Origin of the sequence: Streptomyces sp. NPDC085524, from assembly GCF_044541755.1 — a bacterium.
Classification (GTDB): Bacteria; Actinomycetota; Actinomycetes; order Streptomycetales; family Streptomycetaceae; genus Streptomyces.
The window spans coordinates 183,059-207,627 of sequence record NZ_JBITTH010000014.1 but is presented as its reverse complement, the minus strand read 5'-3'; the positions used below and the strand labels follow the sequence as shown (position 1 = coordinate 207,627).

Genomic DNA, 24,569 nt, shown 5'->3' with positions numbered 1-24,569 from the left:
CGCGGCCATGGGTGCGGACGTACGATCGGCGGCATGATCGAGACGAGTTCCCGGCAGCGCACGCTCGTCCTGGCGATCTGCTGCATGAGCCTGTTGATCGTCAGCCTCGACAACACCGTCCTGAACGTCGCGCTCCCCACGATGCGCACCGATCTGGACGCCTCCGTCGCGGGCATGCAGTGGACCATCGACGCCTACACGCTCGTGCTGGCCTCGCTGCTGATGCTCATGGGGTCCACGGCCGACCGGATCGGGCGCCGCAAGGTGTTCGTCACCGGCCTGGTCCTCTTCACCGCCGGCTCCCTGCTGTGCTCCCTCGCGCCCGGTCTCGAATGGCTCATCGCCTTCCGGATGGTCCAGGCGGTCGGCGGCGCGATGCTCAACCCGGTGGCGATGTCGATCATCACCAACACCTTCACCGATCCGGCCCAGCGGGCGCGGGCCATCGGCGTGTGGGGTGCGGTCGCGGGCATCTCCATGGCCGCGGGGCCCCTGATCGGCGGTCTCCTGGTCGATTCCGTGGGCTGGCGCTCGATCTTCTGGGTCAACCTGCCGATCGGCCTCCTGGCCCTCGTGCTGACCCTGCGCCACATCCCCGAGTCCCGGGCGGCCCGGCCTCGGCGGCCCGACCCGGTGGGCCAGGTGCTGATCATGGTCCTGCTCGGCTGTGTGACGTACGGGATCATCGAGGCGCCGTCCGCCGGCTGGCGCTCGCCGGTGATCGTGGGGTGCGCCCTGGTGTCCGTCGTCGCGCTGGTGGCGCTGCTGGTCTACGAGCCCCGGCGCGAGGAGCCGCTGATCGATTTCCGGTTCTTCCGGAGCGTGCCCTTCAGCGGGGCGACCGTGATCGCGGTCAGCGCCTTCGCCTCTATGGCCGGCTTCCTCTTCCTGAACACCCTGTACCTCCAGGACGTACGGAAGCTGGATGCGATGGACGCCGGCCTCTACATGCTGCCGATGGCCGCGCTGACGCTGTTCGTCGCGCCGCTGTCGGGGCGGCTGGTGGGCAGCCGCGGGCCGCGGCTGCCGCTGCTGATCGCCGGCGCCGCGATGGGCGCGAGCGGGCTGCTGTTCGCCGTCTTCCGGGGTGAGACGTCCACCCCGCTGCTGTTCACCGGGTACGTGCTCTTCGGGCTCGGCTTCGGCATGGTCAACGCGCCGGTCACCAATACGGCCGTCTCCGGGATGCCGCGTTCCCAGGCGGGCGTCGCGGCCGCGATCGCGTCCACCAGCCGCCAGACCGGCAGCACTCTGGGCGTCGCCGTCGTGGGCGCGGTGCTGGCGGCCGGGATGGCGGACGGCCGGGACTTCACCGAGGCGGCCGTCCCGGCGTGGTGGATCATCACGGTCTGCGGTGCGCTCGTCCTGGTGCTGGGCGCGGCGTCGACCGGCGCATGGGCGCTGCGCACCGCGGACCGTACGGCCCGCGCCCTGGAGGAGCCGCCGGGGCCCCTGGCGGAGATCGGCGCGCCGCGCGCGTGACGGGGCGCCGTGCGTCGGGCGCGGCGCGCGTCATGCCCGGCGCGTGCGTGAGGCGCGGGCCCGCCGCCGGACGCGGGTGACTACTCCCCGCAGGTGAAGTCCTCGGCCGAGGTGTTGACCCGGTCGAGGAGGCCGCGCAGGACCTCGCGCTCCTGCACGGACAGTGCGCCGAAGATGCCGCCCTCGACCTCGTCGAGGGCGGCGTTGGTCGTGTCCAGGGCGGCCCGGCCCGCGGCGGTGATCACCACGTTGTGACGGCGGCGGTCGGCCGGGTCCCGGCGGCGTTCGGCGAGGCCGTCGCCCTCCAGGTCGTTCAGGATGCCGACGAGCACGCTGGGGTCCACCTCCAGCCGGTCGGCGAGCGCCCGCTGGCTGAGGGGGCCGTCCTCCAGGTGCATCAGCGTCATGGCGTGGCGGGGGGTGAGCCCTGCCACGCCGAGCGCCTTCTTCATACGGGTCTGGGTGATCGATCCGTGCCAGGCGAGCAGCAGGCCCAGCCGCTGCGGGGGGTGCGAGCCGTCCTGATCTGCCGTCATGTGTCACATCGTAGCAACGAAGAAATGATTGCACTGGTTAGATCGTTGATGCTATTCAATGATTAGCAATCATCGACCGTTGGAGACTTCCATGTTCATCGCCTATGCCGTCGTCGGCCTCCTGCTCGCCCTGACCCTCACCGCCTCCGCCGCCTTCTCGCTCCAGCGCAACGACCAGATCGTCGCGAACATGCGGCGCGTCCAGGTCCCGGACTCCTGGCTGCCGCGACTGGCCGGCCTCAAGGCCGCCGGGGCGATCGGCCTGGTGGCGGGCCTGTGGGTGACGCCGCTCGGCGTGGCCGCGGCGACCGGCGTGACCCTCTACTTCATCGGCGCGGTCGTCGCCCACCTGCGCGTCAAGGACTACGAGCTGGCGCCGGCGGCCGTGCTCACGCTGGTCGCCGCGGCCGCCCTGGCGCTGCGGATCCTCGCCTGACACTGACGAGTGACAGATATTGAAATCTGTCACTCGTCATGCCATTCTCGTTGCATGGAGACGAACGAGAACACCCTTGCGACCACCGACCACCGGGGCGGCGCCCACCCGGAGCACGCTCGGCGCACCCTCGGCAGCACCGGCCCCACCGTCTTCCCGCTGGGTCTGGGCTGCATGGGGATGTCCGCCCTCTACGGCACGGCGGACCGCTCCGAGTCCATCGCGACCATCCATGCCGCGCTGGACGCGGGCGTCACGCTGCTCGACACCGGCGACTTCTACGGCATGGGCCACAACGAGCTGCTGATCAACGAAGCCCTGGGCACCGCGCCCGCCGCAGCCCGCGAGCAGGCGCTGACCAGCGTCAAGTTCGGCGCCCTGCGCACCGTCGAGGGCGGCTTCACCGGCTATGACGGCCGGCCCGAAGCCGTGAAGAACTTCCTGGCCTACTCGCTCCAGCGGCTCGGCCGGGACCACATCGACATCTACCGGATCGCCCGCGTGGATCCGGCCGTGCCGATCGAGGAGACCGTCGGGGCCATCGCCGAGGCGGTCGAAGCCGGGCACGTGCGCCACATCGGCCTCTCCGAGGTCGGCGCCGACACCCTGCGCCGGGCTGCTGCCGTGGCTCCGATCGCCGACCTCCAGATCGAGTACTCGCTGATCTCCCGCGGCATCGAGGCCGAGATCCTGCCGACGGCCCGCGAGCTCGGCATAGGCGTGACGGCATACGGGGTCCTCTCCCGCGGCCTGATCAGCGGACACTTCACTCGCGACAGGGCGCTCGGCCCGGGCGACTTCCGCGGGATGAGCCCCCGCTTCCAGGGCGAGAACCTCGACCGGAACCTCGATCTGGTCGACGCCCTGCGCAAGGTCGCCGAGGGCAAGGGCGTGAGCGTCGCCCAGACCGCCATCGCCTGGGTGCTCTCGCGCGGCGAGGACATCGTGCCGCTGGTCGGCGCCCGGAGCCGCGAGCGGCTGGCCGAGGCACTGGGTGCCATGGAGATATCCCTCAGCGCCGGGGACCTGGCCGCCATCGAGGAGGCCGTGCCCGCGGGCGCCGCGGCCGGAGAGCGCTACCCGGCGGCGCAGATGGCCCACCTGGACAGCGAGCACTGAGCTGGCGGTACGGTCGTACCCATGTCCCCCGCCGCGGCTGAGCCCCTGACACCCGAGCGCATCCTCGAGACCACCGAGGACGTGCTGCGGCGCTTCGGTCCGACCAAGGCCACCGTGGTCGACGTGGCACGTGCCCTGGGCGTCAGCCACGGCAGCGTGTACCGGCACTTCCCGTCCAAGGCCGCGCTGCGCGAGGCCGTCACGGACCGGTGGCTCGCGAAGAGCGTCGCCGTGCTGGAGGGGATCACCTCGGCGCCCGCCGAGAGCGCGCCCTCCAAGCTCGAGGCCTGGCTGGAGGCGCTCTTCGAGGCGAAGCGGCACAAGGCCGGGGACGATCCCGAGCTGTTCGCCACCTACACGGTGCTGCTCGCCGAGAACAGCGGAGTGGTCGACTCGCACCTGAACGAGCTGATCGACCAGCTGGCGCGGATCATCGCCGAGGGCGTGGCCGCGGGGACGATCGCCGCCGACGACGTACCGGCCGCGGCCCGCGCGGTGTTCGACGCGACCGGCCGCTTCCACGACCCGCAGTACGCGGCCGACTGGCGCTCGCCCAGGATCCTCGCCGAATTCGAGGCGGTCACCGCCTTGATCATCCGGGGCCTGCGCGCCTGACCTGGGCACCGATCTGTCCGGAACCATTCCGTCCGGTCCGCTTGGTGATCATTTTAGGCCGTTCGCCTTGTACATGCCATGGCCATTTCCTTACGGTCCCCCTACCGCACTCATCAGGTACGTTCCAGGGGGAACCTTGTCAGCCCAAGTAGCTCGGCCCGAACCACCTGCCCGCTCCGGGGCAGCGACCGCCATCGGCTGGATCCTGACCATCGGCCTCAACGTGGTCGCGCCGATCATCACGTACAACACGCTCGTGGACGGCCACGGTTGGAGCGAGTTCTCCGCACTGCTCCTGTCCAGCGCCTGGCCGGTACTGGACAGCGCGATCAACCTCGCCTGGCACCGCAAGTTCGACGAATTCGCTCTCGTCACCCTGGTGTTCATCGTGATCACGGCCGTGGTCTCGCTCGTCGGCGACCCGTCCGCCCGCGCCCTGCTCATCAAGGACTCGTGCGTGACCGGCCTGTTCGGGCTGCTCTGCCTGGCCACGCTGCTCGCGCCGCGCCCGCTGATGTTCTACTTCGGCCGCAAGTTCGCCACGGACGGCACCCCGGAGAGCACCGCCTGGTGGAACGGCCTGTGGCAGTACGAGGGCTTCCGCACCACCATGACCCGGATGACGCTCGTCTGGGGCGTGGCGTACGTCGCCGAGGCGATCGTCCGCGTCGTGCTGGCCTACGTGCTGGACACCAAGACCATGGTGGCCGTCAGCCCGATCATGATCTACGGCGTCCTGGGCGCGCTCGGCGTGTGGACCGCGATGTACGGGAAGCGGTCGCAGGCCGAGGGCGAGCGCCGCGCGGCCGAAACCGCGGCCGCCGAAGCTGCGGCGGCTGAGGCCTCGGCGGCCGGAACCGCCTGAGCGGGACCACGGAAAAGACCGGTGGCCCGGTGCGCGCACTGCGCACCGGGCCGCCGGTCTTTCGTCTGCCGGAGCGGACCTAGCAGCCGAGCAGGCGGCTGCCGAGGTAGGCCTGGATCTGGTCCAGGGAGACGCGCTCCTGCTTCATGGTGTCGCGCTCGCGCACGGTCACCGCGTTGTCCTCGAGGGTGTCGAAGTCGACGGTGACGCAGAACGGCGTACCGATCTCGTCCTGGCGGCGGTAGCGGCGGCCGATGGCGCCCGCGTCGTCGAACTCGATGTTCCAGAACTTGCGCAGGTCGGCGGCGAGGCCCTTGGCCTTCGGCGACAGCTTCTCGTTGCGGGACAGCGGCAGGACGGCGACCTTGACCGGGGCCAGGCGCGGGTCGAAGCGCATCACGGTGCGCTTCTCCATGACGCCCTTGGCGTTGGGGGCCTCGTCCTCGACGTACGCGTCGAGCATGAAGGCGAGCATGGCGCGGTTGACGCCGGCCGCCGGCTCGATGACGTACGGGGTGTAGCGCTCACCCGACTCCTGGTCCAGGTAGGACAGGTTCTGGCCCGAGGCCGCGGAGTGCGCCTTGAGGTCGAAGTCGGTGCGGTTGGCCACGCCCTCGAGCTCGGAGAACTCGTTGCCGCCGAAGTTGAAGCGGTACTCGATGTCGGCGGTGCGCTTCGAGTAGTGGGACAGCTTCTCCTTCGGGTGCTCGTACCAGCGGATGTTCTCCTCGCGGATGCCGAGGTCGCGGTACCAGTTCCACCGCTCCTGCATCCAGTACTCCTGCCACTGCTCGTCCTCGCCCGGCTTGACGAAGAACTCCATCTCCATCTGCTCGAACTCGCGCGTGCGGAAGATGAAGTTGCCGGGGGTGATCTCGTTGCGGAAGGACTTGCCCATCTGCGCGATGCCGAACGGGGGCTTCTTGCGCGAGGTGGTCTGCACGACACCGAAGTTGGTGAAGATGCCCTGGGCGGTCTCGGGGCGCAGGTACGCCTTGGAGCCGGTGTCCTGGGTCGGGCCGAGGTGGGTCTCCAGCATGCCGGAGAACTGCTTCGGCTCGGTGAACTGGCCCTTCACACCGCAGTTGGGGCAGTTGATGTCGGCGAGGCCGTTCTCGGGCAGGCGGCCGTGCTTGGCCTCGTACGCCTCTTCCAGGTGGTCGGCGCGGTGGCGCTTGTGACAGGAGGTGCACTCGGTCAGCGGGTCCGAGAAGGTCGCGACGTGCCCGGAGGCCACCCAGACCTCGGGGGCCAGGATCACGGAGGAGTCGATGCCGACGATGTCCTCACGCCCGGTGACCATCGCCTTCCACCACTGGCGCTTGATGTTCTCCTTGAGCTCGACACCCAGCGGACCGTAATCCCAGGCGGCCTTGGAGCCGCCGTAGATCTCACTGCAGGGGAAAACGAAGCCACGGCGCTTGCTCAGGCTGACGATGGTGTCGATCTTGTCGGCGGCCACGGTGCTCTCTTCATTACGAGGACGAACGGCGAAGCCCTTAGGTTACCGGCGCCCGCACCTCCCCTTTCAAATCGGGACCCCCTTCCGCGACCGCTCCCGGAGCCCCTCACCAGGGTTTTTGACAATCGTTTCCATCTTTGATGAAAATGGATGTCATGAACGTACGACGCCTCATACCCGCCACCGCCCTCGTCGCCTCCGTAGCCCTCGGCGCCGCGGCCCTCACGGCCTGCTCCGGCGCGAGCGCGGCAGGCAGCGGCAAGGACGGCAAGCTCGACGTGATGGCGTCGTTCTACCCGATGCAGTTCCTCGCCGAGCAGATCGGCAAGGACCACGTGAAGGTCTCCACGCTGACCAAGCCGGGCGTCGAGCCGCACGACCTGGAGATCACGCCGAAGCAGACCGGGCAGCTCGGCGAGGCCGACGTGGTCCTCTACCTCAAGACCCTGCAGCCCGCCGTCGACAAGGCCGTCGCCCAGTCCGGCGTGAAGAACATCGTCGACGCGGGCACGCTCACCAAGCTCGAGGCCCACGGCACCTCCGGCCACGCCCACGAGGGCGAAGGCGAAGCCGGTCACGACCACGGCCACGGCGAGGCCGGCGAGGACCCGCACATCTGGCTCGACCCCGCCAAGTACGCGGAGGTCGCCAAGGGCGTCGGCGCGGCCCTGGAGAAGGCCGACCCCGACCACGCCGCGGACTACCGGAAGAACACCGACGAACTCGTCGGCAAGCTGACCGCGCTGGACACCGAGTTCGAGGACGGCCTGAAGAACACGGCCTCCAAGACCTTCATCACCACCCACTCCGCCTTCGGCTACCTCGCCGAGCGCTACGGCCTGGACCAGGAGGGCATCTCCGGCGTCGACCCCGAGTCCGAGCCCAGCCCGGCCCGGATGAAGGAACTCCAGGCCCTCGCGAAGCAGGAGAATGTCTCCACGGTGTTCTTCGAGACCCTGGCCAGCGACAAGACGGCCCAGAGCCTCGCGACCGACACCGGTCTCAAGACGGACGTCCTCGACCCGCTCGAGGGAATCACCGGGAAGTCCCAGGGCGCTGACTACTTCGAGGTCATGCGGTCCAACCTGAAGAACCTCCAGAAGGCGCTCGGAGCCAAGTGATGACAGCAGCAGCAACGGAGGCGCGAGCCATGCAGTCCACGCCCCGACCGGCTGACGACCAGCCCGTCATATCCCTGCGCGGGGCCACCGCCTCGCTCGGCTCGCGCCCCGTGCTGCGCGGCGTCGACCTCGCCGTCCGCCGCGGCGAGGTCGTCGCACTCCTCGGCGCCAACGGCTCCGGCAAGTCCACCGCGGTCCGCGCCGTCGTCGGCCAGGTCCCGCTCTCCGGCGGAGACCTCTCCCTCTTCGGCACGGACTTCAAACGCTTCCGCGACTGGTCGCGCATCGGATACGTCCCGCAGCGCACCACCGCCGCCAGCGGGGTCCCGGCCACCGTGCGCGAGGTCGTCTCCGCCGGCCGGCTCGCCCGCTCCCGCTTCGGCTTCCTGCGCAAGGCCGACAAGGCCGCCGTCGAGCGCGCCCTCGTCCTCGTGGGGATGGAGTCGTACGCCGACGCATCGGTCAACGCCCTTTCCGGCGGCCAGCACCAGCGCGTGCTCATCGCCCGGGCACTCGCCGTCGAACCCGAACTCCTGATCATGGACGAGCCGATGGCCGGCGTGGACCTCGCCAACCAGGAGGTCCTCGCGGGCGCCGTGCGCGAACAGGTCGCCGCCGGCACCACCGTTCTCCTCGTCCTGCACGAACTGGGCCCGCTGGAGCCGCTGATCGACCGGGCCGTCGTCCTGCGCGACGGCTGCGTCGTCCACGACGGCCCGCCCCCGGAGGCCGTGGGCCAGCACGCGCTGCCCGGCCACGACCACGTACACCCCCACGCGGCGCACGACGCCGAGCCCCTGCGGACGGGACTGCTGAGCTGATGGACCTCCTCGACTACGCCTTCATGCAGCGGGCCCTGCTCGCGGCCGTCCTGGTCGGCCTCACGGCCCCCGCGATCGGCACGTACCTCGTCCAGCGCCGCCAGGCGGTCATGGGCGACGGCATCGGCCACGTGGCCATGACCGGCGTCGCCCTCGGCTTCCTGCTGCGCACCAGCCCGGTGTGGATGGCGACCCTCGTCGCCGTCATCGGCGCGGTCGGCATGGAGCTGATCCGCTCGCGCGGGAAGACCAGCGGTGACATCGCGCTCGCCATGCTCTTCTACGGCGGCCTGGCCGGCGGCGTCATGATCATCAACCTGGCGCCGGGCGGCTCCACCGCCAATCTGACCAGCTACCTCTTCGGCTCCATCACCACCGTCTCGGCCGAGGACATCACGGCCGTGGTGATCCTGGCCGTGTTCGTCGTCGCCGTGACCCTGGGCCTGCGCCGGCAGCTGTTCGCGGTCTGCCAGGACGAGGAGTTCGCCCGGGTCACCGGCCTGCCGGTGCGCGCGCTGAACCTGCTGATGGCCGTCACCGCCGCCGTCACGGTGACCGTGGCGATGCGCATCGTGGGCCTGCTGCTGGTCAGCGCCATGATGGTGATCCCCGTCGCGGCCGCCCAGCGGGTCACCCGCGGGTTCACCGCGACCCTCGCGGTGGCCATGACCATCGGCGTGCTCGTCTCGCTGACCGGCACGGTCACCACGTACTACATCGACGCCCCCTCCGGCGGCACGATCGTGCTCCTGGCCATCGCTGTGTTCATGATCACGACGGCGGTCTCGGCCCCCCTGGCCAAGCGCCGGGCCAACGCCGCCCGCGCCGCCGAAGAGGTGTGCACCCGCGACGACGTGAAGGTCTAGGCCCGGCGGCCGCCTGGCACAATGGCCGCAGGCCTACACGAGGAGGAACCGGTGGCGACTGCGCCTGGCGAGATGAACGCGCCAGTACGAGGACGATCCACCCGGCAGCGGGCCGCCGTAGCGGCGGCGCTGGACGAGGTGGACGAGTTCCGCAGCGCCCAGGAACTCCACGACATGCTCAAGCACCGTGGCGATTCCGTGGGCCTGACCACCGTGTACCGCACCCTCCAGTCCCTCGCGGACGCGGGCGAGGTCGACGTCCTGCGCACCAGCGACGGCGAGTCCGTCTACCGCCGCTGCTCCACCGGGGACCACCACCACCATCTGGTCTGCCGCAAGTGCGGCAAGGCCGTCGAGGTGGAGGGCCCGGCGGTGGAGAAGTGGGCGGAGTCCGTCGCCGCCGAGCACGGCTACGTGAACGTGGCCCACACGGTGGAGATCTTCGGCACCTGCGCCGACTGCGCCGCCGCGGGCTGAGCGCCGCGGGCTGAGCCGCACGAGCACCCGTGCCGGCCCGGCCCGCGCACGGGGCCGTACGCGGGCGCAGCTCTAGAGCCGCCGCAGGTTCGCGTCCAGGAGGGCCCGCAGCCCGTCGACGTCCGCCGGCTGGCGGACGCCGCGCTTGGGCAGGACCGTCATGGCCACCGCCCCCTTGTCGTCGCTGAGCATGACGAACGCGCCGTCCGTCTCCGCGTACGTCGGCTGCGCGGCCCAGGAGATGCGCGCCTCGGTGGTGGCCGTCTTCACCAGGAGCCCCGCACCGTCGACGACGGTGCGGCAGTCGCCCGCCTTGTCCAGCAGCCCCCGGAAGGCCCGTGCCTGGAGGCGCGGGCCGAACAGCGCGAACGCCCACAGCACCACGGCACCGGTGAGGAAGCCGGCCGCCCTGGCCGCGGACTCGTCCCGCATGATCGCCGAGACGCCGATGAGCAGCGACAGCGTCCCGATCAGGGGGAACAGCCACCGCCTGCGGCGCCCGGCCGCCGTCTTCGAGTCGCGCAGGCGCACCGCCTCCGCGAGGTCCTTCGTGGTGATCCGGTAGGCCAGTTCGACCGTCTGCGCAACGGGCCGCGTCGCGCCGTGCTCCATGTCCATGACAGCCGACCCTATCGGGATCACCGCGTCCGGACGGCGGCCGCGTCCGGCGCGCCGTGCCGCCGGACGCGGATCAGGGCCCTCAGGCCGTGGAGCCGGGTTCCGCCTGGTTGGGGACGGCGCCGCCGAAGCGGCGGTCGCGCTGGGCGTACTCGAGGCAGGCCCGCCACAGGTCGCGGCGGTCGAAGTCGGGCCACAGCACGTCCTGGTAGACCATCTCGGCGTAGGCGCTCTGCCAGATCAGGTAGTTGGAGGTGCGCTGCTCGCCGCTGGGGCGCAGGAACAGGTCCACGTCCGGCATGTCCGGGTAGTAGATGTACTTCGCGAAGGTCTTCTCGTTCACCTTCGACGGGTCCAGCTTCCCGGCGGCGACGTCGCGGGCGATGGCCTGCGCCGCGTCCGCGATCTCCGCGCGGCCGCCGTAGTTGACGCAGAAGTACAGGGTCATCGCGTCGTTGTCGACGGTCTGCTCCTGCGCGACCTGGAGCTCCTGGACGACGGACTTCCACATCTTCGGCATGCGGCCGACCCAGCGGATGCGGATGCCCAGCTCGTTCATCTCGTCGCGGCGGCGGCGGATGACGTCGCGGTTGAAGTTCATGAGGAAGCGGACCTCGTCGGGCGAGCGCTTCCAGTTCTCCGTCGAGAAGGCGTAGAGGGAGAGGTTCTTGACGCCCATCTCCAGGCAGCCCTTGAGCACGTCGAGCACGACGCCCTCGCCGACCTTGTGGCCCTCCGTGCGGGGCAGGCCGCGCTCCTTGGCCCAGCGGCCGTTGCCGTCCATGACGATGGCCACGTGGTTCGGGACCAGCTCGCCGGGGATCTTCGGCGGGACCGCACCGGACGGGTGCGGCTCGGGAACCTTGTACTCCCGGCGAGAGCGTCCCAGAATCCCGCGTCGTGCCATGTGCCCAGCTCCTATTTCTCGACGTATCGCAGGGAGCGTAGCCCGCGCTCCAGATGCCAGTGCAGGTAGGCCGAGACCAGCCCGCTGCCCTCCCGCACGTGACGCGCCTCGCACGCGTCGGCATACCCCCAGTCGCCCGTCAGCAGGGCGCTGAGCAAGGCGATGGCCTCCGACGAGGGTACGACGCTGCCGGGCACGCGGCAGTCCCCGCATATGACCCCGCCCGCGGCGACGGAGAAGTGCCGGTTCGGGCCGTGGATCCCGCACTTCGCGCAGTCCTGGAAGCTCGGCGCGTAGCCGTTCACGGCGAGGGAGCGCAGCAGGAAGGCGTCGAGGATGAGGTGCGGTTCGTGTTCGCCGCGGGAGAGGGTGCGCAGGGCCCCGACGAGCAGCAGGTACTGCTGTACGGCGGGCTCGCCCTCGTTCTCGGTGAAGCGTTCGGCGGTCTCCAGCATCGCGGTGCCGGCGGTGTAGCGGGCGTAGTCGGTGACGATGCCGTTGCCGTACGGGGCGATGATCTCGGTCTGGGTGCAGAGCGGCAGGCTGCGGCCGATCAGCTCGCTGCCGCGGGCGAAGAACTGCACGTCGGCGTGGGAGAAAGGTTCCAGCCCGGCCCCGAACTTCGATTTGGTGCGCCGGACGCCGCGCGCGACGGCCCGGACCCGGCCGTGGCCACGGGTGAGGAGCGTGATGATGCGGTCCGCCTCACCCAGCTTCTGGGTGCGCAGCACGATGCCGTCGTCGCGGAACAGACTCATGCGCCCATTGTCCCGTACGGGACAGCGTTGACCCCCCGTCCGGATGAGCGTCTCCGGACGAGGGGTCAGCACCCCTTGGGAGGATCAGGAGGCGGTCGTCTCCGCGTCCGCCTTCTTCGCGCCGTCGGCCTTCTCGGCGGCGTCCGTGTTCTCCGCGTTCTCCGCGTTCTCCGCGTTCTCCGCGTCGGCCTCCTTCTCGGCGGCGGCCGGGGCCGCCGTCGGCTGGGCCGGCAGCTCGGCCTTGACGGCGTCGTGGGCGTCGTCCTTGGCCAGACCGTTGAAGATCAGGTTGAGGACGATGGCGGCCGTGGCACCGAGGGTGACACCGCTGTTGAGCAGCGAGGACGCGTCGGGGCTCACGTGCTTGTCGAAGTAGAGCGGAACGGTGGCGGGGAAGAGCGCGAGGGCCAGCGAGACGCCCACGATCAGCGCGTTCTTCTCCTCCTTGAGGTCCACCTTGGCCAGGGTCTGGATACCGGCCAGGGCGACCATGCCGAACATCACGGTGGCCGCACCGCCGAGGACGCCCGGCGGGACGGAGGCGACGATCGCGGCGGCCTTGGGCAGCAGACCCAGGATGATCATGAACACACCCGCGGCGACGACCACGAAGCGGCTCTTGACCTTGGTCATCCGCACCAAGCCGACGTTCTCGGCGAAGGCGACGTACGGGAAGGAGTTCAGGACGCCGCCGAGGGCGGTCGCGGCGCCGTCGGCACGCAGGGCGCGGGCCACGACCTCGCTGTCGACCTCCTTGCCGACGATGTCGCCGACGGCGTAGGTGTCACCCGTGGTCTCGACCATGGTGATCAGCATGACGATCAGCATGAGGAAGATCGGGAACCATTCGAACTTCGGGGCGCCGAAGTGGAAGGGCGTGGTGACGCCGATCCAGTCGGACTGGCCGACGTTGCCGAACTTGGCGTCGCCCAGCGCGAAGGCCGCGAGGGTACCGCCGACCAGGCCGAGCAGGATGCTGATGCTGCGCAGGAACGGTCCGCCGAACTTCATCAGGACGAGGATGAAGAGCATGGTGCCGCCCGCGTAGGCCAGCTGCGTCGGCACACCGCCGTCGGCGAGCGTCGGAACGCCGCCGGCCGCGTCCTTGAGGCCCACCGGGATCAGCACGATGCCGAGCACCGTGATGACCGTGCCGGTGACCACCGGCGGGAAGAGCCGCATCACCGCCTTGAAGGCGCCTGCCGGCAGCCAGGCGAACGCGAAGGTCGCGATACCCGCCGTGATGACGGCGCCGTAGATGACCAGGAGCGCTGCGGTTCCACCGCCGGCACCGAGGCCGATGGCGATCATCGGGGACACGGCCGTGAAGGTCACGCCCTGGATCAGCGGCAGCCGCGCGCCGATCCTGCCGATGCCGAAGGCCTGGATGATGGAGGCGATACCGCAGGTGAAGAGGTCTGCGTTGATCAAGTAGACGAGCTGTTCAGGGCTCAGCTTGAGCGCACTGCCGACGATGATCGGGACGATCACCGCGCCGGCGTAGAACGCGAGTACGTGCTGGAAGCCGTACAGCGCGAGCTTGGGGAGGGGGAGCACCTCGTCGACCGGGTGCGTGCTCTGCTCTCCACTGGTGGAAAGCCGGGCGGCGACACGTGCCATCTCTGCCTTGCCCTTCAAGAGGTAGGTAATTGAGAGGAGATCTGGTTATCCCTGGCCGGAGTGGGTCCGTTATCCCGTTGATCCGCCAGGGTTTCAGTGCGTTCACGTTCACGCTGTTGCGTTGCATCCAAGCCGAGCCCTGTTAACGGCGCCGTCTTGTCGTGTGACCGGAATTGAACGCCTGTGGGGGGCCTCACAGATATCGTCGACTTACACAAATTGTTGACCTCTGGTGACGTCGGATCTGTAGGTTTCTCCAGTGGTGCGGACCCCCGGGGAGGGGTATGAGAAGCGGCATTCGGAGGCAGCCCCTCCGGCCCTGCAACCGCGAAGCACATGGGGTGTGACCTGCGCATTAAGACTTCAACGGCGTTCGAATCCGCGAAGTCGGGACACTCGCTCCGGGTGTCCACCTGGTGGACCGATCCTGTGTGGATGACGTGATTCCGGCGTTCACAGGACGTTCACGAGGCCCTGAACAGCCCCCGTGAGGCCGGATCGTTACCCCCCGGCACGTCTGTTTCGGACGGATCTGATCCGCTGAGCGGATGTGACCGTCCGGGAACACGAAAACGCCCGAACCCCAAGGGTTCGGGCGTCACCGTGCAGAGAGGGGCGATTACGGAGCGCGCACCGCCGACAACAGCCGTCCCACCTCGTCCACGTCGATCCGCAGCGCTGCGCCGATGGTGGAGAGCACCTCGCGCTCCGCCGGGGTGTACGGGCCGTCCGCGAGCGCGATGCGAGCGCCCTGGAGCAGGATCGACTCACGGCCCGGGCCCGCCAGGTGCGGTGCCAGCGGCTCCAGGGCCTCGTGGAGTTCGATGGACAGGGCGGCCCCGCAGCACTCCGGGACGTCGTACAGCCCGAGCCGCCCCTCGTCCGCGGTCAGCGCCGCCACGAGGGCCTCCAGCTGCTCCTCGCTGCACTCGGGGAAGCCGGCGGCCCGTACCGCGCCCGCCGCGGCCTCCAGCGCCCCGCGCGAGGCCGTGCCGCCCGCCGCGAGCACGGCGAGGCCCACGGTGTGCACGGCGTCGCGCAGCATCGCCGTGAAGCGGGTGGTGGTCAGGTGCTCCAGGACCTCGGTGTCGAAGCGTTCGCGGCACCCCTGGCACTCGACGATCGGCCCGGCCTGCCCGCGCGGCAGCAGCGGGACCCCGAGCACGGTGAACCGGCGGCGCCCGGTGCGCCTGCGGTAGTTGCGGTCGCCACCGCAGGAGGGGCAGAAGAACTCCCCGTCGCCCACGGTGCTCCAGGTGGTACGGATGCCCCAGAGCATCAGCTTCCGGCCGTCCCCACCCCGAACTGGCAGCACGTCGCACCTCCGTAACCTTCCGGCAACATCGCCGGGTTGGCGTGATGTTAGCCACATAGGTGAGGCCGCGTCAGTCGTGTGACAGGACAACATGTGGCGCGGCGCGGACTTGGCCGATCCGCGCCCATGCCTCCGGGCCCTAGGGTCTGCCCCATGAACGAGAAGTCCTGCCTGGTGACGGGCGCCGCGAGCGGGATCGGCCGGGCCACCGCCACGCTGCTGGCCCGGTCGGGGGCGCGGGTCACCGCGGCCGACATCAACGGCCCCGGCGTCGAGGCCCTGCGCGCATCGCTCGCCGCGGAGGGGTTCGGCATCACGACGGTGAGCGGCGACGTGTCCGATCCGGAAGCCAACCGCGCGATGGTCTCCGCCGCGGTGGAGGCGTACGGGCGGCTCGACGTCGCCGTGGCGAACGCCGGAGTGCTCCCTCTTTCGGATGTACGGGAGACCGCCCCTGCGGACTGGGACCACGTCATGGCGGTCGACGGCCGCGGCATGTTCCTGACGTGCAAGTACGCCATCGAGGCGATGACCGCGCAGGAGCGGCCCGGCGGGGCGCTGGTCTGCGTGTCCTCGATCTCGGGGGTGGCCGGGCAGGCGCGGCAGGCCGCCTACGGGCCGGCGAAGTTCGTGGCGTCGGGGCTGACCAAGCACCTCGCGGTGGAGTGGGCGGCCCGCGGGATCCGGGTCAACGCGGTGGCCCCCGGCACCATCCGTACGGAGCGGGTGCTGGCGCTGGAGGACGAGCCGGGCGGTCCGGAGTACCTCGAGGAGATGTCCGCTGCGCATCCGATGGGCCGGCTCGGCGAGCCGGAGGAGGTGGCCCGGGTCATCGCCTTCCTGGCCTCGGACGCGGCCTCGTTCGTGACGGGCGTGGTGCTGCCCGTGGACGGCGGCTACCTGGCCCGCTGAGGCTGCGGCACCCGGCCCGCGGAGACCGCGGCACCAGAAGACGACGGAACCCCGCCCCTCCACGGGGGAGGAGCGGGGTTCACGTGCGCGTGGTTCAGCGGCCCGCGCGGTTGACGGCGGAGATGACCGCCTTCAGGGAGGCGCGGGTGGTGTTGGCGTCGATGCCGATGCCCCACAGGACCCGGCCGTCGATGGCGCACTCGATGTACGAGGCGGCCACGGCGGAGGCGCCCTCGCTCATGGTGTGCTCGGTGTAGTCCAGCAGGCGGGCGTCGACGCCGATGTCGGCCAGCGCGTCGAAGAAGGCCGAGATCGGACCGTTGCCGGTGCCGTTCAGGACCGTCTCGACCCCGTCCACGACCGCCTCGACGGTCAGCGTGTCGGTGCCGTCGCGATCGGTGGTGGTCGAGCCGGAGCGCAGCTGGATGCGGCCCCACGGGTTCTCGGGGTTGGGCAGGTACTCGTCCGAGAAGACGTCCCAGATCGCCTTCGGCGTGACCTCGCCGCCCTCGGCGTCGGTCTTGGCCTGGATGATCCGCGAGAACTCGATCTGCATGCGGCGCGGCAGGTCCAGCTTGTGGTCGTTCTTCAGGACGTACGCGATGCCGCCCTTGCCGGACTGCGAGTTGACCCGGATGACCGCCTCGTAGGAGCGGCCGACGTCCTTCGGGTCGATCGGCAGGTACGGGACCGCCCACTCGATGTCGTCGACGGTCTTGCCCTGGGCGGCCGCGTCGGCCTCCATGGCGTCGAAGCCCTTCTTGATGGCGTCCTGGTGGGAGCCGGAGAAGGCGGTGTAGACCAGGTCGCCCGCGTAGGGGTGGCGCGGGTGGACCTCCATCTGGTTGCAGTACTCGCTGGTGCGGCGGATCTCGTCGATCTGGGAGAAGTCGATCTGCGGGTCGATGCCCTGCGAGAACAGGTTCATGCCCAGGGTGATCAGGTCGACGTTGCCGGTGCGCTCGCCCTGCCCGAACAGGCAGCCCTCGATGCGGTCGGCACCGGCCATCAGGGCCAGCTCGGCGGCGGCTACGGCAGTGCCGCGGTCGTTGTGCGGGTGCACGGAGATGCAGACGTGCTCGCGGCGGGTCAGGTTGCGGGCCATCCACTCGAAGCGGTCCGCGTGGGTGGAGGGCGTCGAGCGCTCCACGGTGGCGGGCAGGTTCAGGATGATCTCGCGGCCCTCGCCCGGCTGCCATACGTCGCAGACGGCCTCGCAGACCTCCAGGGCGAAGTCCAGCTCCGTGTCGGTGAAGATCTCGGGGCTGTACTGGTAGCCGAAGGTGGTCTCCGGGCCCAGCAGCTTCTCGGCGTACTCCATGACCAGGCGGGTGCCGTCGACGGCGATCTGCTTGATCTGCTCCTTGGAGCCGCGGAAGACGACCCGGCGGAAGGTCGGGGCGGTCGCGTTGTACAGGTGCACGGTGGCGCGCTTGGCGCCGATCAGCGACTCGACGGTCCGCTCGATCAGGTCCTCGCGGGCCTGGGTCAGGACGGAGATGGTGACGTCGTCCGGGATCGCGCCCTCTTCGATGATGGAGCGCACGAAGGCGAAGTCGGTCTCGCCGGAGGAGGGGAAGCCGACCTCGATCTCCTTGTAGCCCATGCGCACCAGCAGGTCGAACATCTCGCGCTTGCGGGCGGGGGTCATCGGGTCGATCAGCGACTGGTTGCCGTCGCGCAGGTCGGTGGAGAGCCAGCGGGGAGCCTTGGTGACGCGGGCGTCCGGCCAGGTGCGGTCGGGGATGTCCACCTGCTCGTACCGGCCGTACTTGTGGATGGGCATCCCGGAGGACTTCTGGGTGTGGGTCGCGTTGGTGATGGGCGTGGGGCGACCGACAAAAGGCTGCTGGCTCATGGCGTTGGGCTCCTCGCGTGTCCGCGTGTAGTTCGCTGGAAACGGCCGACGGCGGTCGTAAAAACCGCAACACCAAACTCCGCGGGGAGGGGGTCGGCCTACGACTACAGACCCTCGCCGCGGCAGCTAAGGAGAAGCAGCCCGAAACGCATGATGGGCCGAGCCTAGCCGAGCCGCGCCGTAACGCGAGGACCTGTTTCAGTATGCAAGACCGGCCCGTCCGATTTGCACCAAATGTGAGCCAAGCCTCCTTTCCCTCGCGAATGTCCGGTTGATCCGTCAATCCGGCGACGCGACTTTCGGACATGCGAATGAATCATGGTCGCGGGTAGTGACACTGCCGTGACCCGCTGCCACATTTCGGGCATGAATGCCTCCCACGCCCCCCGTCACCCCGTCTTCTGCACCGTCGTGCCGCCGCACCTGCTCGACAAGGCCGCCCTGTCCGCGGACCCCCGGCGCGCCGACCTCGCCCAGAGCACCCTCGAACACGACGCCATGCTGCGCACCCGGCGCCGGGTCACCACCGTCCGCGGGATCGCCCCCGCCCTCGGGGCGCCCGCCTCCGACGATCCGCACCGGACGATCTACGACGCCCAGCACCGCACCCGGCTGCCCGGGAAGAAGGTGCGCGGCGAGGGCGACCCGCTGCACAAGGACGCCACCGTCAACCGTGCGTACGCGGGGCTCGGAGCCACGTACGAACTCTTCCTGAAGGGCTTCGGGCGCCGCTCGATCGACGACTCCGGGCTCGCGCTCGACGCGACCGTCCACTACAGCGAGGACTACAACAACGCCTTCTGGGACGGCCGGCAGATGGTCTTCGGCGACGGCGACGGCGACCTCTTCCTCGATTTCACGGTGTCGGTCGACGTCATCGGGCACGAGCTGACCCACGGGGTCACCCAGTACACGGCGAACCTGCAGTACCTCGGCCAGTCCGGCGCCCTGAACGAGTCGATGTCGGACGTCTTCGGCTCGCTGATCAAGCAGTACTCCCTCGACCAGACCGCCGAGCAGGCCGACTGGCTGATCGGCGCCGGACTGCTCGGCCCCAACGTCACCGGGGTCGCGCTGCGCTCGATGAAGGCGCCCGGGACGGCGTACGACGACGACGAGCTCGGCAAGGACCCGCAGCCGGCCACGATGGACGACTACGTGACCACCAACCGCGACAACGGCGGGGTGCACATCAACTCCGGCATCCCCAACCACGCCTTCTACGTCGCGGCGACCGAGCTGGGCGGCAAGGCCTGGGAGCGGGCCGGGCAGATCTGGTACGACACCCTGACGGGCGGGGAGCTGGCCTCGAACGCCAAGTTCGCGGACTTCGCCCGGCTGTCCACCGCCGCGGCCGCGGCCCGGTACGGGGAGGGCGGCGCCGAGCACCGGGCGCTGCAGAAGGCGTGGTCGGTGGTGGGCGTGCCGTTCGCGGGGTAGGACGGCTGCCATGCGGATTCAGGTGGTGCGGACGGGCGGCTTCGCGGGCATCGAGCGACGGGCCGAGGTGGACACCTCGGGCCGGCCGGACGAGGACGAGTGGCGGGCCCTGGCCCACCTGGCGCTGCGGCCGGCCTCGCCGGCGCATGCGCCGGCCGGGGTGCGGGACGGGTTCTCGTACGAGATCACGGTGGACGGGCGGACGGTGTCCTGCCACGACCCGCACCTCTCGGACGCGCAGCGCACGCTGATCTCACGGGTCCTGAAGGAGGGAGCCTGAAGGAGGGAGCCCGGAGGAGGGAGCCCGGAGGAGGGGCCCGATAAGGGCGTGCCCTCGCGGCACCGCTTTGGTTGGATGCCGGGATGACTACGATCTTGGACTCGCTGGAGCGGTACTACGACACGGTGCCCCGGGTGGGCGGTGCGCGGGCCGAGGACTTCGGCCCGCTGACCCTGTTCGTCCAGGAGGGCGCGGGCTGGCAGTACTACGCACGACCCGCGCTCGGCGGCGCCGGGGCGACCGTGGCGGACGTGGAGCGGGTCCTGGCCCGGCAGCGGGAGCTGAAGGTCCCCGAATCCTTCGAGTGGGTGGCCGAAACCACCCCCTCCCTCCGGGGCCCGGTGGAGGCGGCTGGGCTGCACGTCCACGCGCACCCGCTGATGGTGCTGGACGCCGGGGCGGCGCCCCTCCCCCCGCATCCCGACGTGCGCCTGCTCGGCCCGGACGACCCGCTGCTGAAGGCGGCGGTGACGGTCCCGGCGCTGGCCTTCGCGGCCCCCGGGACCGCGGTCGGCGAGGCAGGCCCGGCGGAGCTGGCGGCGAAGACGGCCGAGCCCTGGGCGGAGGAGGGCCGGGCCCGGGTCGCCGGGAAGCTCGAGGCGGGCACCACCGCCCTGGCGGCGGCCGTCCGCGACGGCGTGGTGCTCTGCGCGGGCCAGTACAACCCCGTCGGCGACGTCGCCGAGGTGGTGGGCGTCGGCACCCTCCCGTCGGCCCGCCGCCAGGGCCTGGCCCTCGCGGTCACCGCGGCCCTGGTCGCCCGCGCCCTGGAGCAGGGGGCGCGCACCGTCTTCCTCTCCGCGGGCGACGAGGACGTGGCCCGCATCTACGGCCGCATCGGCTTCCGCCGGGTGGCGACGGCACTGATCGCGGAGCCCGCGGAGGCGTAGGCCCCCCGCCGGGTTTGCCGGATCGGCAACAGGGTTTGCCGGATCTCCCGCGCCGGGCGGAGCATCGGAGGGACGCAGACCGGACGACCCAGACCCGAACCGGAAGAAGGCCTCCATGCACCAGCACGAGCACACCCACTCCCCCGCCGCGCAGTCCGACGGCGGCGCGGGGTTCTGGGACGGCCGCTACAGCGAGAGCACCCGCATCTGGAGCGGCAATCCGAACGCGATCCTGCTCCGGGAGGCCGGGGACCTTGCCCCGGGCCGGGCGCTGGACCTCGGCTGCGGGGAGGGCGCGGACGCCGTGTGGCTGGCCCGGCAGGGGTGGCTGGTCACCGGCGCCGACATCTCGAAGGTCGCCCTCGGCCGCGCCGCCGAGCACGCCGCCGAGGCGGGGCTCGGCGACCGGATCGCCTTCGAGCACCACGACCTCGGGGAGTCCTTCCCCGCCGGCGAGTTCGACCTGGTCTCCGCGTGCTTCCTGCACAGCCCGGGCGAGATGCCCCGCGAGCGGATCCTGCGCACCGCCGCGGCGGCCGTCGCCCCGGGCGGCGTCCTGCTGGTGGGCGGCCACGGCGGCTCGGAGCACGGGGCGGAGAACCCGCACCCCGAACTGCACTTCCCCACCCCGCAGGAGGTCCTGGCGGACCTGGAACTGCCGGAGGGCGACTGGGAGGTCCTGGTCTGCGCGGAGCACGCCCGGGCCGGCGCCGAGGCCGACCGCCCGGGCCCCGGCTACGACAACGTGCTCAAGGTCCGGCGCCTCCGCTAGGGAGGCGCCGGGCTCGCGTCGGGCTCGCGTCGGGCTGCTAGAAGCCGAGCTTGCGGAGCTGCTTGGGGTCCCGCTGCCAGTCCTTGGCGACCTTCACGTGGAGGTCGAGGAAGACCGGGGTCCCGAGCAGCGCCTCGATGTGCTTGCGCGACTTCATCCCGACCTCCTTCAGCCGGGAGCCCTTCGGGCCGATGATGATGCCCTTCTGGCTCGGCCGCTCGATGTAGACGTTCGCGTGGATGTCCAGCAGCGGGCGGTCCGCCGGGCGGTTCTCCCGCGGGATCATCTCCTCGACGACCACGGCGATGGAGTGCGGCAGTTCGTCGCGCACGCCCTCCAGCGCGGCCTCGCGGATCAGCTCCGCCACCATGACCATCTCGGGCTCGTCCGTGAGGTCGCCCTCCGGGTAGAGCGGCGGGCTCTCCGGCAGCAGCGGCGCGATCAGGTCGGCGAGCAGCTGGACCTGGGTGTCGCCGACGGCCGAGACCGGCACGATCTCGGCCCACTCGATGCCCAGCTCCGCGCCGAGCTGGTGGATGGCGAGGAGCTGTTCGGCCAGCGCCTTGGACTCCACCAGGTCCGTCTTGGTCACGATGGCGATCTTGGGGGTCTTCTTGATCGCCGCGAGTTCCTTCGCGATGAACTTGTCGCCGGGGCCGAGCTTCTGGTCGGCCGGCAGGCAGAAGCCGATGACGTCGACCTCGGCCCAGGTGGTCCGCACCACGTCGTTCAGCCGCTCGCCGAGCAGCGTGCGCGGCTTGTGCAGGCCCGGGGTGTCGACGAGGACCAGCTGCGCGTCGGGGCGGTGCACGATGCCGCGGACGGTGTGGCGGGTGGTCTGCGGCCGGTTGGAGGTGATCGCGACCTTGGTGCCCACGAGTGCGTTGGTCAGGGTCGACTTCCCCGCGTTGGGGCGGCCGACGAAGCAGGCGAAGCCCGCACGGTGCGGGCCGGTGGACTCGGGGGAACGATCGCTCATACGGGCCATTCTCCCCGATGCGGCTCCCAGCGCCGACCAGGCCACGGTGACGAGGGCCACGACGGCCGTGAGCGGCGGATACGCGGCGAAGTCCGCGCCGCCCCGGGCCTCGGCCCCTTCGGCCCGGGCCCGGACCGTCACCTCGGCCCATTCCACGGCGGGCGGGCCGTCCCAGCGGGCGCTGAGCCGCACTTCCTGACCCGGCAGCAGCTCCTCGGGGAGCCCGCCGAGCTCGCCGCCGCCGGCGAGTCTGCGGCCGAGGGCGCCGGTGGCGGTGAGGCCGGCGCGGGGCCGGAGCGTGACGTTGCCGATGTTGTGGAGCGTGTACGAGACCTCGGCGCGGGCCCCCTTCCCCTCGACGCGGACCCGCTCGACGGCGAGGGCGGGAGCGGTCGGACCGGTCACCCTCAGGTACAGCCGGGCGGCGACGGCCTGCTGCACGCCGATCCCCTGCGCGGTGGCGGGGGCGGGCCGGTCCTCCAGGGCGACGATCGCGCCGGGGTGGTCCCCGGGTTCGGCCCGCTCGGGCACGGCGACGGTGAACGGGACGCTGACCGCACCGCGGGCCGGGACGGTGACCCGCTCCCGCTCGAGCCGCGCCCACGCGCCGGCGGCCCGGCGGGGCTCGTCGGGCCCGCGGAGGGCGAAGCCGCCGTCGCGGGCGGTGTTGTAGGCGTCGGCGGCGTAGAGGCGGAAGGTGCGGGGGCGGTCGGTGCGGTTGGTGAGGGTGACGGTGTCGGTGACGGCCGCGCCGGGGGCGGCCGAGAGGTAGAAGTACGGCCGCTGCCCGACGGCGTTGGCGGCCGGCAGCACGGACCACAGCCCGTTGTCGGCCGCCCCGGCCACCCCGGCTGCGCCGAGCACCAGCCCCACCACCACGGCCAGGCCGGCCACCAGGCCCCCGCAGCGCCGCCGGAGCCGCCCGCCGCCGGACCTTGGCGCCGCTGCGCGGGGCCTTCCCGGGGCCGGAGCGGAGCCCCGGGACGGGGAGGCCCCGCGCAGCGGCAGTGCGGCCGTCACGACAGGGTCAGGGTCAGGACCGCCGTGTACGCACCCGGCGCGGTGTACCGCGGCACCTGGAGCGTGACCGCCGCGTCGACGGTGAAGGTGCCGCCGGCCGGCGCGGCGTCGGGGGTCGACGCCAGCACCGCCCCCTCCGGCCCGACGACCCCCGCACTGCCCGCCGTACAGGCGGTCGCGCTGCCCGGGGCCGCCGCGCACACCGGGGTCCAGGACAGCGACGCACCCGGGATGCGGACCCCGCCCGGCCCCGTGAAGTCGGTCACCTTGCCGATCAGGGACCACCCGGCCGGCCCGCCCCGCGCGTCCGTGACCGTGACGGTGCCGATGCGGCCCGGCGCGGCGCCCCCGTCGCCGTACGGGACCGCCCCGAGGGTGATGTCCTCGCCGGTCTGGGTCATGGCCAGCCCGCCCGGCTCGACGGTGGCGGTGACCCGCTGGGTGGCGGTCGGCACGGCGGCCGCCGCGGCCGGCACGACGTCGACGACCGCGTACGCCGCCGGCCCCGAGCCCTGCCGCGCGGACCAGGCCGCGCCCTCGTAGGCGACCACCGCCGTCGTGGCCTTGTCCTTGACCGGCAGCTCCGCCACCGCCACGCCCCACGCGTCGGCGGTGGCGGTGACCCGGTCGGCGGTCTCCGCGGCGCCCGCCCGCCCCGCGAGCGTCACGGCCGAGCCCGGGGTGAAGCCGGCCGCGGTGACCGCGACCTTGGCGCCCGGCTTCCCGGAGGGGGCGCCGAGGAAGACGCTGCGCAGGTTGGCCGTGGGCAGGGCGCTCGCGGTGAGGCGGGCCGAGACCGGTGCCGCGGACGGCTCGGCGGCGGGGGTGCACACGGTGTCCAGGCCCAGCGGCTGGCTGGTGTGCAGGGTGTAGCCGCCCGGGGCGAGGGACGTCTGCCCGGGGGCGGTGACGGTGAAGGTGCCCGTCATGGTGACGGCGGGCAGGGCCGCCCCGGCCGGGACGGGGTCGTTGCGCTGGGCGCCGACCACGGTGACCTCGCCGCTCTGGGCGCCGGACAGCAGCACCCGCCCGGCCGGGGTCAGGGCGTCCGCGGGGAGTTCGGCGCCGACGGGGTTCACGGCAGGGGTGCGGGCCACCTGGTAGGTCACGGTGACGGTGTCGCCGACCTGCGGGGCCGGGTTGTCGACGGTGATCCGGGCGGTGGTCGGCCCGTCGGCGGGCGGGAGTCCGGCTTCCTGGGGCGGCAGGCAGTGGGTGGGGAACTCCACCTGGCCCACGGGGGTGTCCCCCTCTGCGGCGGCGGGCGCGCTCAGGGCGCCCCCGGCCGTGGCGGCGAGCACCGCCATGCCGACGGCTGCCGACCATCTTCGGCCCCTCTTGTTTCCACCGATGCGCGCCCCTGTTCGCACTGCCCGCCCCCTCCGCTCCGCAGGGGGCCA

24 protein-coding genes and 1 pseudogene are annotated in these 24,569 nt (G+C 71.4%); 14 read left to right on the top strand and 11 right to left on the bottom strand.

Translation table 11 applies throughout. The features are described 5' to 3' along the window. The first annotated feature begins 33 nt into the window (after positions 1-33). Complete coding sequence (locus ACIGFK_RS22935; protein WP_376661489.1) at positions 34-1,482, top strand: MFS transporter; 1,449 nt, start codon at positions 34-36, stop codon at positions 1,480-1,482. Positions 1,483-1,562: 80 nt separating this feature from the next. Here the strand turns inward: ACIGFK_RS22935 and ACIGFK_RS22930 are convergent, their stop codons facing one another. After that, positions 1,563-2,018 (bottom strand): MarR family winged helix-turn-helix transcriptional regulator, encoded by a 456-nt coding sequence (locus tag ACIGFK_RS22930; RefSeq protein WP_400053351.1) that lies wholly within the window; start codon positions 2,016-2,018, stop codon positions 1,563-1,565. A 91-nt stretch (positions 2,019-2,109) separates the two neighbouring features. Between ACIGFK_RS22930 and ACIGFK_RS22925 the strand changes: the two genes are divergently transcribed. The 4 genes from ACIGFK_RS22925 (at position 2,110) to ACIGFK_RS22910 (ending at position 5,053) form a co-directional block, all read left to right on the top strand. Continuing rightward, a complete protein-coding gene (locus ACIGFK_RS22925; protein WP_400053349.1) occupies positions 2,110-2,454 on the top strand; it encodes a DoxX family protein in 345 nt (114 codons plus the stop codon). Positions 2,455-2,628: 174 nt separating this feature from the next. After that, entirely contained in the window at positions 2,629-3,573 is a 945-nt protein-coding gene (locus ACIGFK_RS22920) for an aldo/keto reductase (protein WP_376661494.1), read from the top strand. A 21-nt stretch (positions 3,574-3,594) separates the two neighbouring features. Next, positions 3,595-4,188, top strand: coding sequence for a TetR family transcriptional regulator (locus tag ACIGFK_RS22915; protein WP_400053347.1), 594 nt, complete (start codon positions 3,595-3,597; stop codon positions 4,186-4,188). A gap of 136 nt (positions 4,189-4,324) precedes the next feature. Further along, positions 4,325-5,053: a VC0807 family protein gene (locus ACIGFK_RS22910; RefSeq protein ID WP_376661493.1), complete on the top strand. Its 729-nt coding sequence runs from the start codon at positions 4,325-4,327 to the stop codon at positions 5,051-5,053. 79 nt (positions 5,054-5,132) lie between these two features. On the opposite strand, the gene ACIGFK_RS22905 is transcribed toward ACIGFK_RS22910, so the two are convergent. Next, a complete protein-coding gene (locus ACIGFK_RS22905) occupies positions 5,133-6,515 on the bottom strand; it encodes a glycine--tRNA ligase (protein ID WP_376660463.1) in 1,383 nt (460 codons plus the stop codon). 155 nt (positions 6,516-6,670) lie between these two features. On the opposite strand from ACIGFK_RS22905, the gene ACIGFK_RS22900 reads away from it, so the two are divergent. Genes ACIGFK_RS22900 through ACIGFK_RS22885 form a run of 4 tightly spaced genes read left to right on the top strand, consistent with a single transcriptional unit; the run spans position 6,671 to position 9,800 of the window. Continuing rightward, the gene (locus tag ACIGFK_RS22900; RefSeq protein ID WP_400053344.1) at positions 6,671-7,636 is read left to right on the top strand and encodes a metal ABC transporter substrate-binding protein; all 966 of its coding nucleotides are present in this window, start codon (positions 6,671-6,673) and stop codon (positions 7,634-7,636) included. A gap of 29 nt (positions 7,637-7,665) precedes the next feature. Continuing rightward, positions 7,666-8,457, top strand: coding sequence for a metal ABC transporter ATP-binding protein (locus ACIGFK_RS22895; RefSeq protein WP_376660465.1), 792 nt, complete (start codon positions 7,666-7,668; stop codon positions 8,455-8,457). Beyond that, positions 8,457-9,323: a metal ABC transporter permease gene (locus ACIGFK_RS22890; protein ID WP_376660466.1), complete on the top strand. Its 867-nt coding sequence runs from the start codon at positions 8,457-8,459 to the stop codon at positions 9,321-9,323. The genes ACIGFK_RS22895 and ACIGFK_RS22890 overlap by 1 nt, the downstream gene beginning before the upstream one ends. A gap of 51 nt (positions 9,324-9,374) precedes the next feature. After that, positions 9,375-9,800 (top strand): Fur family transcriptional regulator, encoded by a 426-nt coding sequence (locus ACIGFK_RS22885; protein ID WP_376660467.1) that lies wholly within the window; start codon positions 9,375-9,377, stop codon positions 9,798-9,800. Between the two features lie 72 nt (positions 9,801-9,872). Here the strand turns inward: ACIGFK_RS22885 and ACIGFK_RS22880 are convergent, their stop codons facing one another. The 5 genes from ACIGFK_RS22880 to ACIGFK_RS22860 all read right to left on the bottom strand — a co-directional run bounded on the left by ACIGFK_RS22880 (position 9,873) and on the right by ACIGFK_RS22860 (position 15,018). After that, positions 9,873-10,418: a hypothetical protein gene (locus ACIGFK_RS22880; protein WP_400053342.1), complete on the bottom strand. Its 546-nt coding sequence runs from the start codon at positions 10,416-10,418 to the stop codon at positions 9,873-9,875. A gap of 82 nt (positions 10,419-10,500) precedes the next feature. Beyond that, positions 10,501-11,325 carry an isoprenyl transferase gene (locus ACIGFK_RS22875; RefSeq protein WP_376660469.1) on the bottom strand — a complete coding sequence of 275 codons (825 nt, stop codon included), beginning with the start codon at positions 11,323-11,325 and terminating at the stop codon, positions 10,501-10,503. An 11-nt stretch (positions 11,326-11,336) separates the two neighbouring features. Next, positions 11,337-12,083, bottom strand: coding sequence for a DNA repair protein RecO (gene recO / locus ACIGFK_RS22870; RefSeq protein ID WP_376660470.1), 747 nt, complete (start codon positions 12,081-12,083; stop codon positions 11,337-11,339). An 84-nt stretch (positions 12,084-12,167) separates the two neighbouring features. After that, a complete protein-coding gene (locus ACIGFK_RS22865) occupies positions 12,168-13,703 on the bottom strand; it encodes a nucleobase:cation symporter-2 family protein (protein WP_400053339.1) in 1,536 nt (511 codons plus the stop codon). A gap of 619 nt (positions 13,704-14,322) precedes the next feature. Beyond that, positions 14,323-15,018: a TerB family tellurite resistance protein gene (locus tag ACIGFK_RS22860; protein ID WP_376660472.1), complete on the bottom strand. Its 696-nt coding sequence runs from the start codon at positions 15,016-15,018 to the stop codon at positions 14,323-14,325. Positions 15,019-15,171: 153 nt separating this feature from the next. Here ACIGFK_RS22860 and ACIGFK_RS22855 point away from each other — a divergent pair, with 153 nt between their 5' ends. Continuing rightward, positions 15,172-15,930 (top strand): SDR family NAD(P)-dependent oxidoreductase, encoded by a 759-nt coding sequence (locus ACIGFK_RS22855; protein ID WP_376660473.1) that lies wholly within the window; start codon positions 15,172-15,174, stop codon positions 15,928-15,930. A gap of 94 nt (positions 15,931-16,024) precedes the next feature. On the opposite strand, the gene leuA is transcribed toward ACIGFK_RS22855, so the two are convergent. After that, complete coding sequence (gene leuA / locus ACIGFK_RS22850) at positions 16,025-17,788, bottom strand: 2-isopropylmalate synthase (RefSeq protein ID WP_376660474.1); 1,764 nt, start codon at positions 17,786-17,788, stop codon at positions 16,025-16,027. 366 nt (positions 17,789-18,154) lie between these two features. Here leuA and ACIGFK_RS22845 point away from each other — a divergent pair, with 366 nt between their 5' ends. From ACIGFK_RS22845 to ACIGFK_RS22830, 4 genes are all read left to right on the top strand, one after another. Next, the gene (locus ACIGFK_RS22845; protein WP_386466762.1) at positions 18,155-19,228 is read left to right on the top strand and encodes a M4 family metallopeptidase; all 1,074 of its coding nucleotides are present in this window, start codon (positions 18,155-18,157) and stop codon (positions 19,226-19,228) included. A gap of 10 nt (positions 19,229-19,238) precedes the next feature. Then, on the top strand, positions 19,239-19,508 hold the full coding sequence (locus ACIGFK_RS22840) for a protealysin inhibitor emfourin (protein WP_376660476.1): 270 nt from the start codon (positions 19,239-19,241) through the stop codon (positions 19,506-19,508). Between the two features lie 83 nt (positions 19,509-19,591). Next, the gene (locus ACIGFK_RS22835) at positions 19,592-20,398 is read left to right on the top strand and encodes a GNAT family N-acetyltransferase (protein ID WP_400053337.1); all 807 of its coding nucleotides are present in this window, start codon (positions 19,592-19,594) and stop codon (positions 20,396-20,398) included. Positions 20,399-20,513: 115 nt separating this feature from the next. Beyond that, positions 20,514-21,170, top strand: coding sequence for an SAM-dependent methyltransferase (locus ACIGFK_RS22830; protein ID WP_400053335.1), 657 nt, complete (start codon positions 20,514-20,516; stop codon positions 21,168-21,170). Positions 21,171-21,207: 37 nt separating this feature from the next. Here ACIGFK_RS22830 and era read toward each other — a convergent pair whose 3' ends face one another. The 3 genes and pseudogenes from era to ACIGFK_RS22815 form a co-directional block, all read right to left on the bottom strand. Further along, the gene (era, locus tag ACIGFK_RS22825; protein ID WP_376660479.1) at positions 21,208-22,158 is read right to left on the bottom strand and encodes a GTPase Era; all 951 of its coding nucleotides are present in this window, start codon (positions 22,156-22,158) and stop codon (positions 21,208-21,210) included. 492 nt (positions 22,159-22,650) lie between these two features. After that, positions 22,651-22,962, bottom strand: a pseudogene (locus ACIGFK_RS22820) (WxL protein peptidoglycan domain-containing protein); the annotation flags it as partial. Positions 22,963-23,165: 203 nt separating this feature from the next. Next, positions 23,166-24,476 carry a beta-xylosidase gene (locus ACIGFK_RS22815; RefSeq protein ID WP_400053334.1) on the bottom strand — a complete coding sequence of 437 codons (1,311 nt, stop codon included), beginning with the start codon at positions 24,474-24,476 and terminating at the stop codon, positions 23,166-23,168. Positions 24,477-24,569: the final 93 nt, after the last annotated feature.

Coding starts and splice junctions, on each gene's coding strand:
- ACIGFK_RS22855 (WP_376660473.1), top strand. CDS start 15,172: ATGAACGAGAAGTCCTGCCTGGTGACGGGCGCCGCGAGCGGGATCGGC.
- era (WP_376660479.1), bottom strand. CDS start 22,158: ATGGCCCGTATGAGCGATCGTTCCCCCGAGTCCACCGGCCCGCACCGT.
- ACIGFK_RS22900 (WP_400053344.1), top strand. CDS start 6,671: ATGAACGTACGACGCCTCATACCCGCCACCGCCCTCGTCGCCTCCGTA.
- ACIGFK_RS22830 (WP_400053335.1), top strand. CDS start 20,514: ATGCACCAGCACGAGCACACCCACTCCCCCGCCGCGCAGTCCGACGGC.
- ACIGFK_RS22835 (WP_400053337.1), top strand. CDS start 19,592: ATGACTACGATCTTGGACTCGCTGGAGCGGTACTACGACACGGTGCCC.
- ACIGFK_RS22895 (WP_376660465.1), top strand. CDS start 7,666: ATGCAGTCCACGCCCCGACCGGCTGACGACCAGCCCGTCATATCCCTG.
- ACIGFK_RS22840 (WP_376660476.1), top strand. CDS start 19,239: ATGCGGATTCAGGTGGTGCGGACGGGCGGCTTCGCGGGCATCGAGCGA.
- leuA (WP_376660474.1), bottom strand. CDS start 17,788: ATGAGCCAGCAGCCTTTTGTCGGTCGCCCCACGCCCATCACCAACGCG.
- ACIGFK_RS22930 (WP_400053351.1), bottom strand. CDS start 2,018: ATGACGGCAGATCAGGACGGCTCGCACCCCCCGCAGCGGCTGGGCCTG.
- ACIGFK_RS22880 (WP_400053342.1), bottom strand. CDS start 10,418: ATGGACATGGAGCACGGCGCGACGCGGCCCGTTGCGCAGACGGTCGAA.
- ACIGFK_RS22875 (WP_376660469.1), bottom strand. CDS start 11,325: ATGGCACGACGCGGGATTCTGGGACGCTCTCGCCGGGAGTACAAGGTT.
- ACIGFK_RS22925 (WP_400053349.1), top strand. CDS start 2,110: ATGTTCATCGCCTATGCCGTCGTCGGCCTCCTGCTCGCCCTGACCCTC.
- ACIGFK_RS22815 (WP_400053334.1), bottom strand. CDS start 24,476: ATGGCGGTGCTCGCCGCCACGGCCGGGGGCGCCCTGAGCGCGCCCGCC.
- recO (WP_376660470.1), bottom strand. CDS start 12,083: ATGAGTCTGTTCCGCGACGACGGCATCGTGCTGCGCACCCAGAAGCTG.
- ACIGFK_RS22865 (WP_400053339.1), bottom strand. CDS start 13,703: ATGGCACGTGTCGCCGCCCGGCTTTCCACCAGTGGAGAGCAGAGCACG.
- ACIGFK_RS22845 (WP_386466762.1), top strand. CDS start 18,155: ATGAATGCCTCCCACGCCCCCCGTCACCCCGTCTTCTGCACCGTCGTG.
- ACIGFK_RS22935 (WP_376661489.1), top strand. CDS start 34: ATGATCGAGACGAGTTCCCGGCAGCGCACGCTCGTCCTGGCGATCTGC.
- ACIGFK_RS22915 (WP_400053347.1), top strand. CDS start 3,595: ATGTCCCCCGCCGCGGCTGAGCCCCTGACACCCGAGCGCATCCTCGAG.
- ACIGFK_RS22890 (WP_376660466.1), top strand. CDS start 8,457: ATGGACCTCCTCGACTACGCCTTCATGCAGCGGGCCCTGCTCGCGGCC.
- ACIGFK_RS22920 (WP_376661494.1), top strand. CDS start 2,629: ATGGGGATGTCCGCCCTCTACGGCACGGCGGACCGCTCCGAGTCCATC.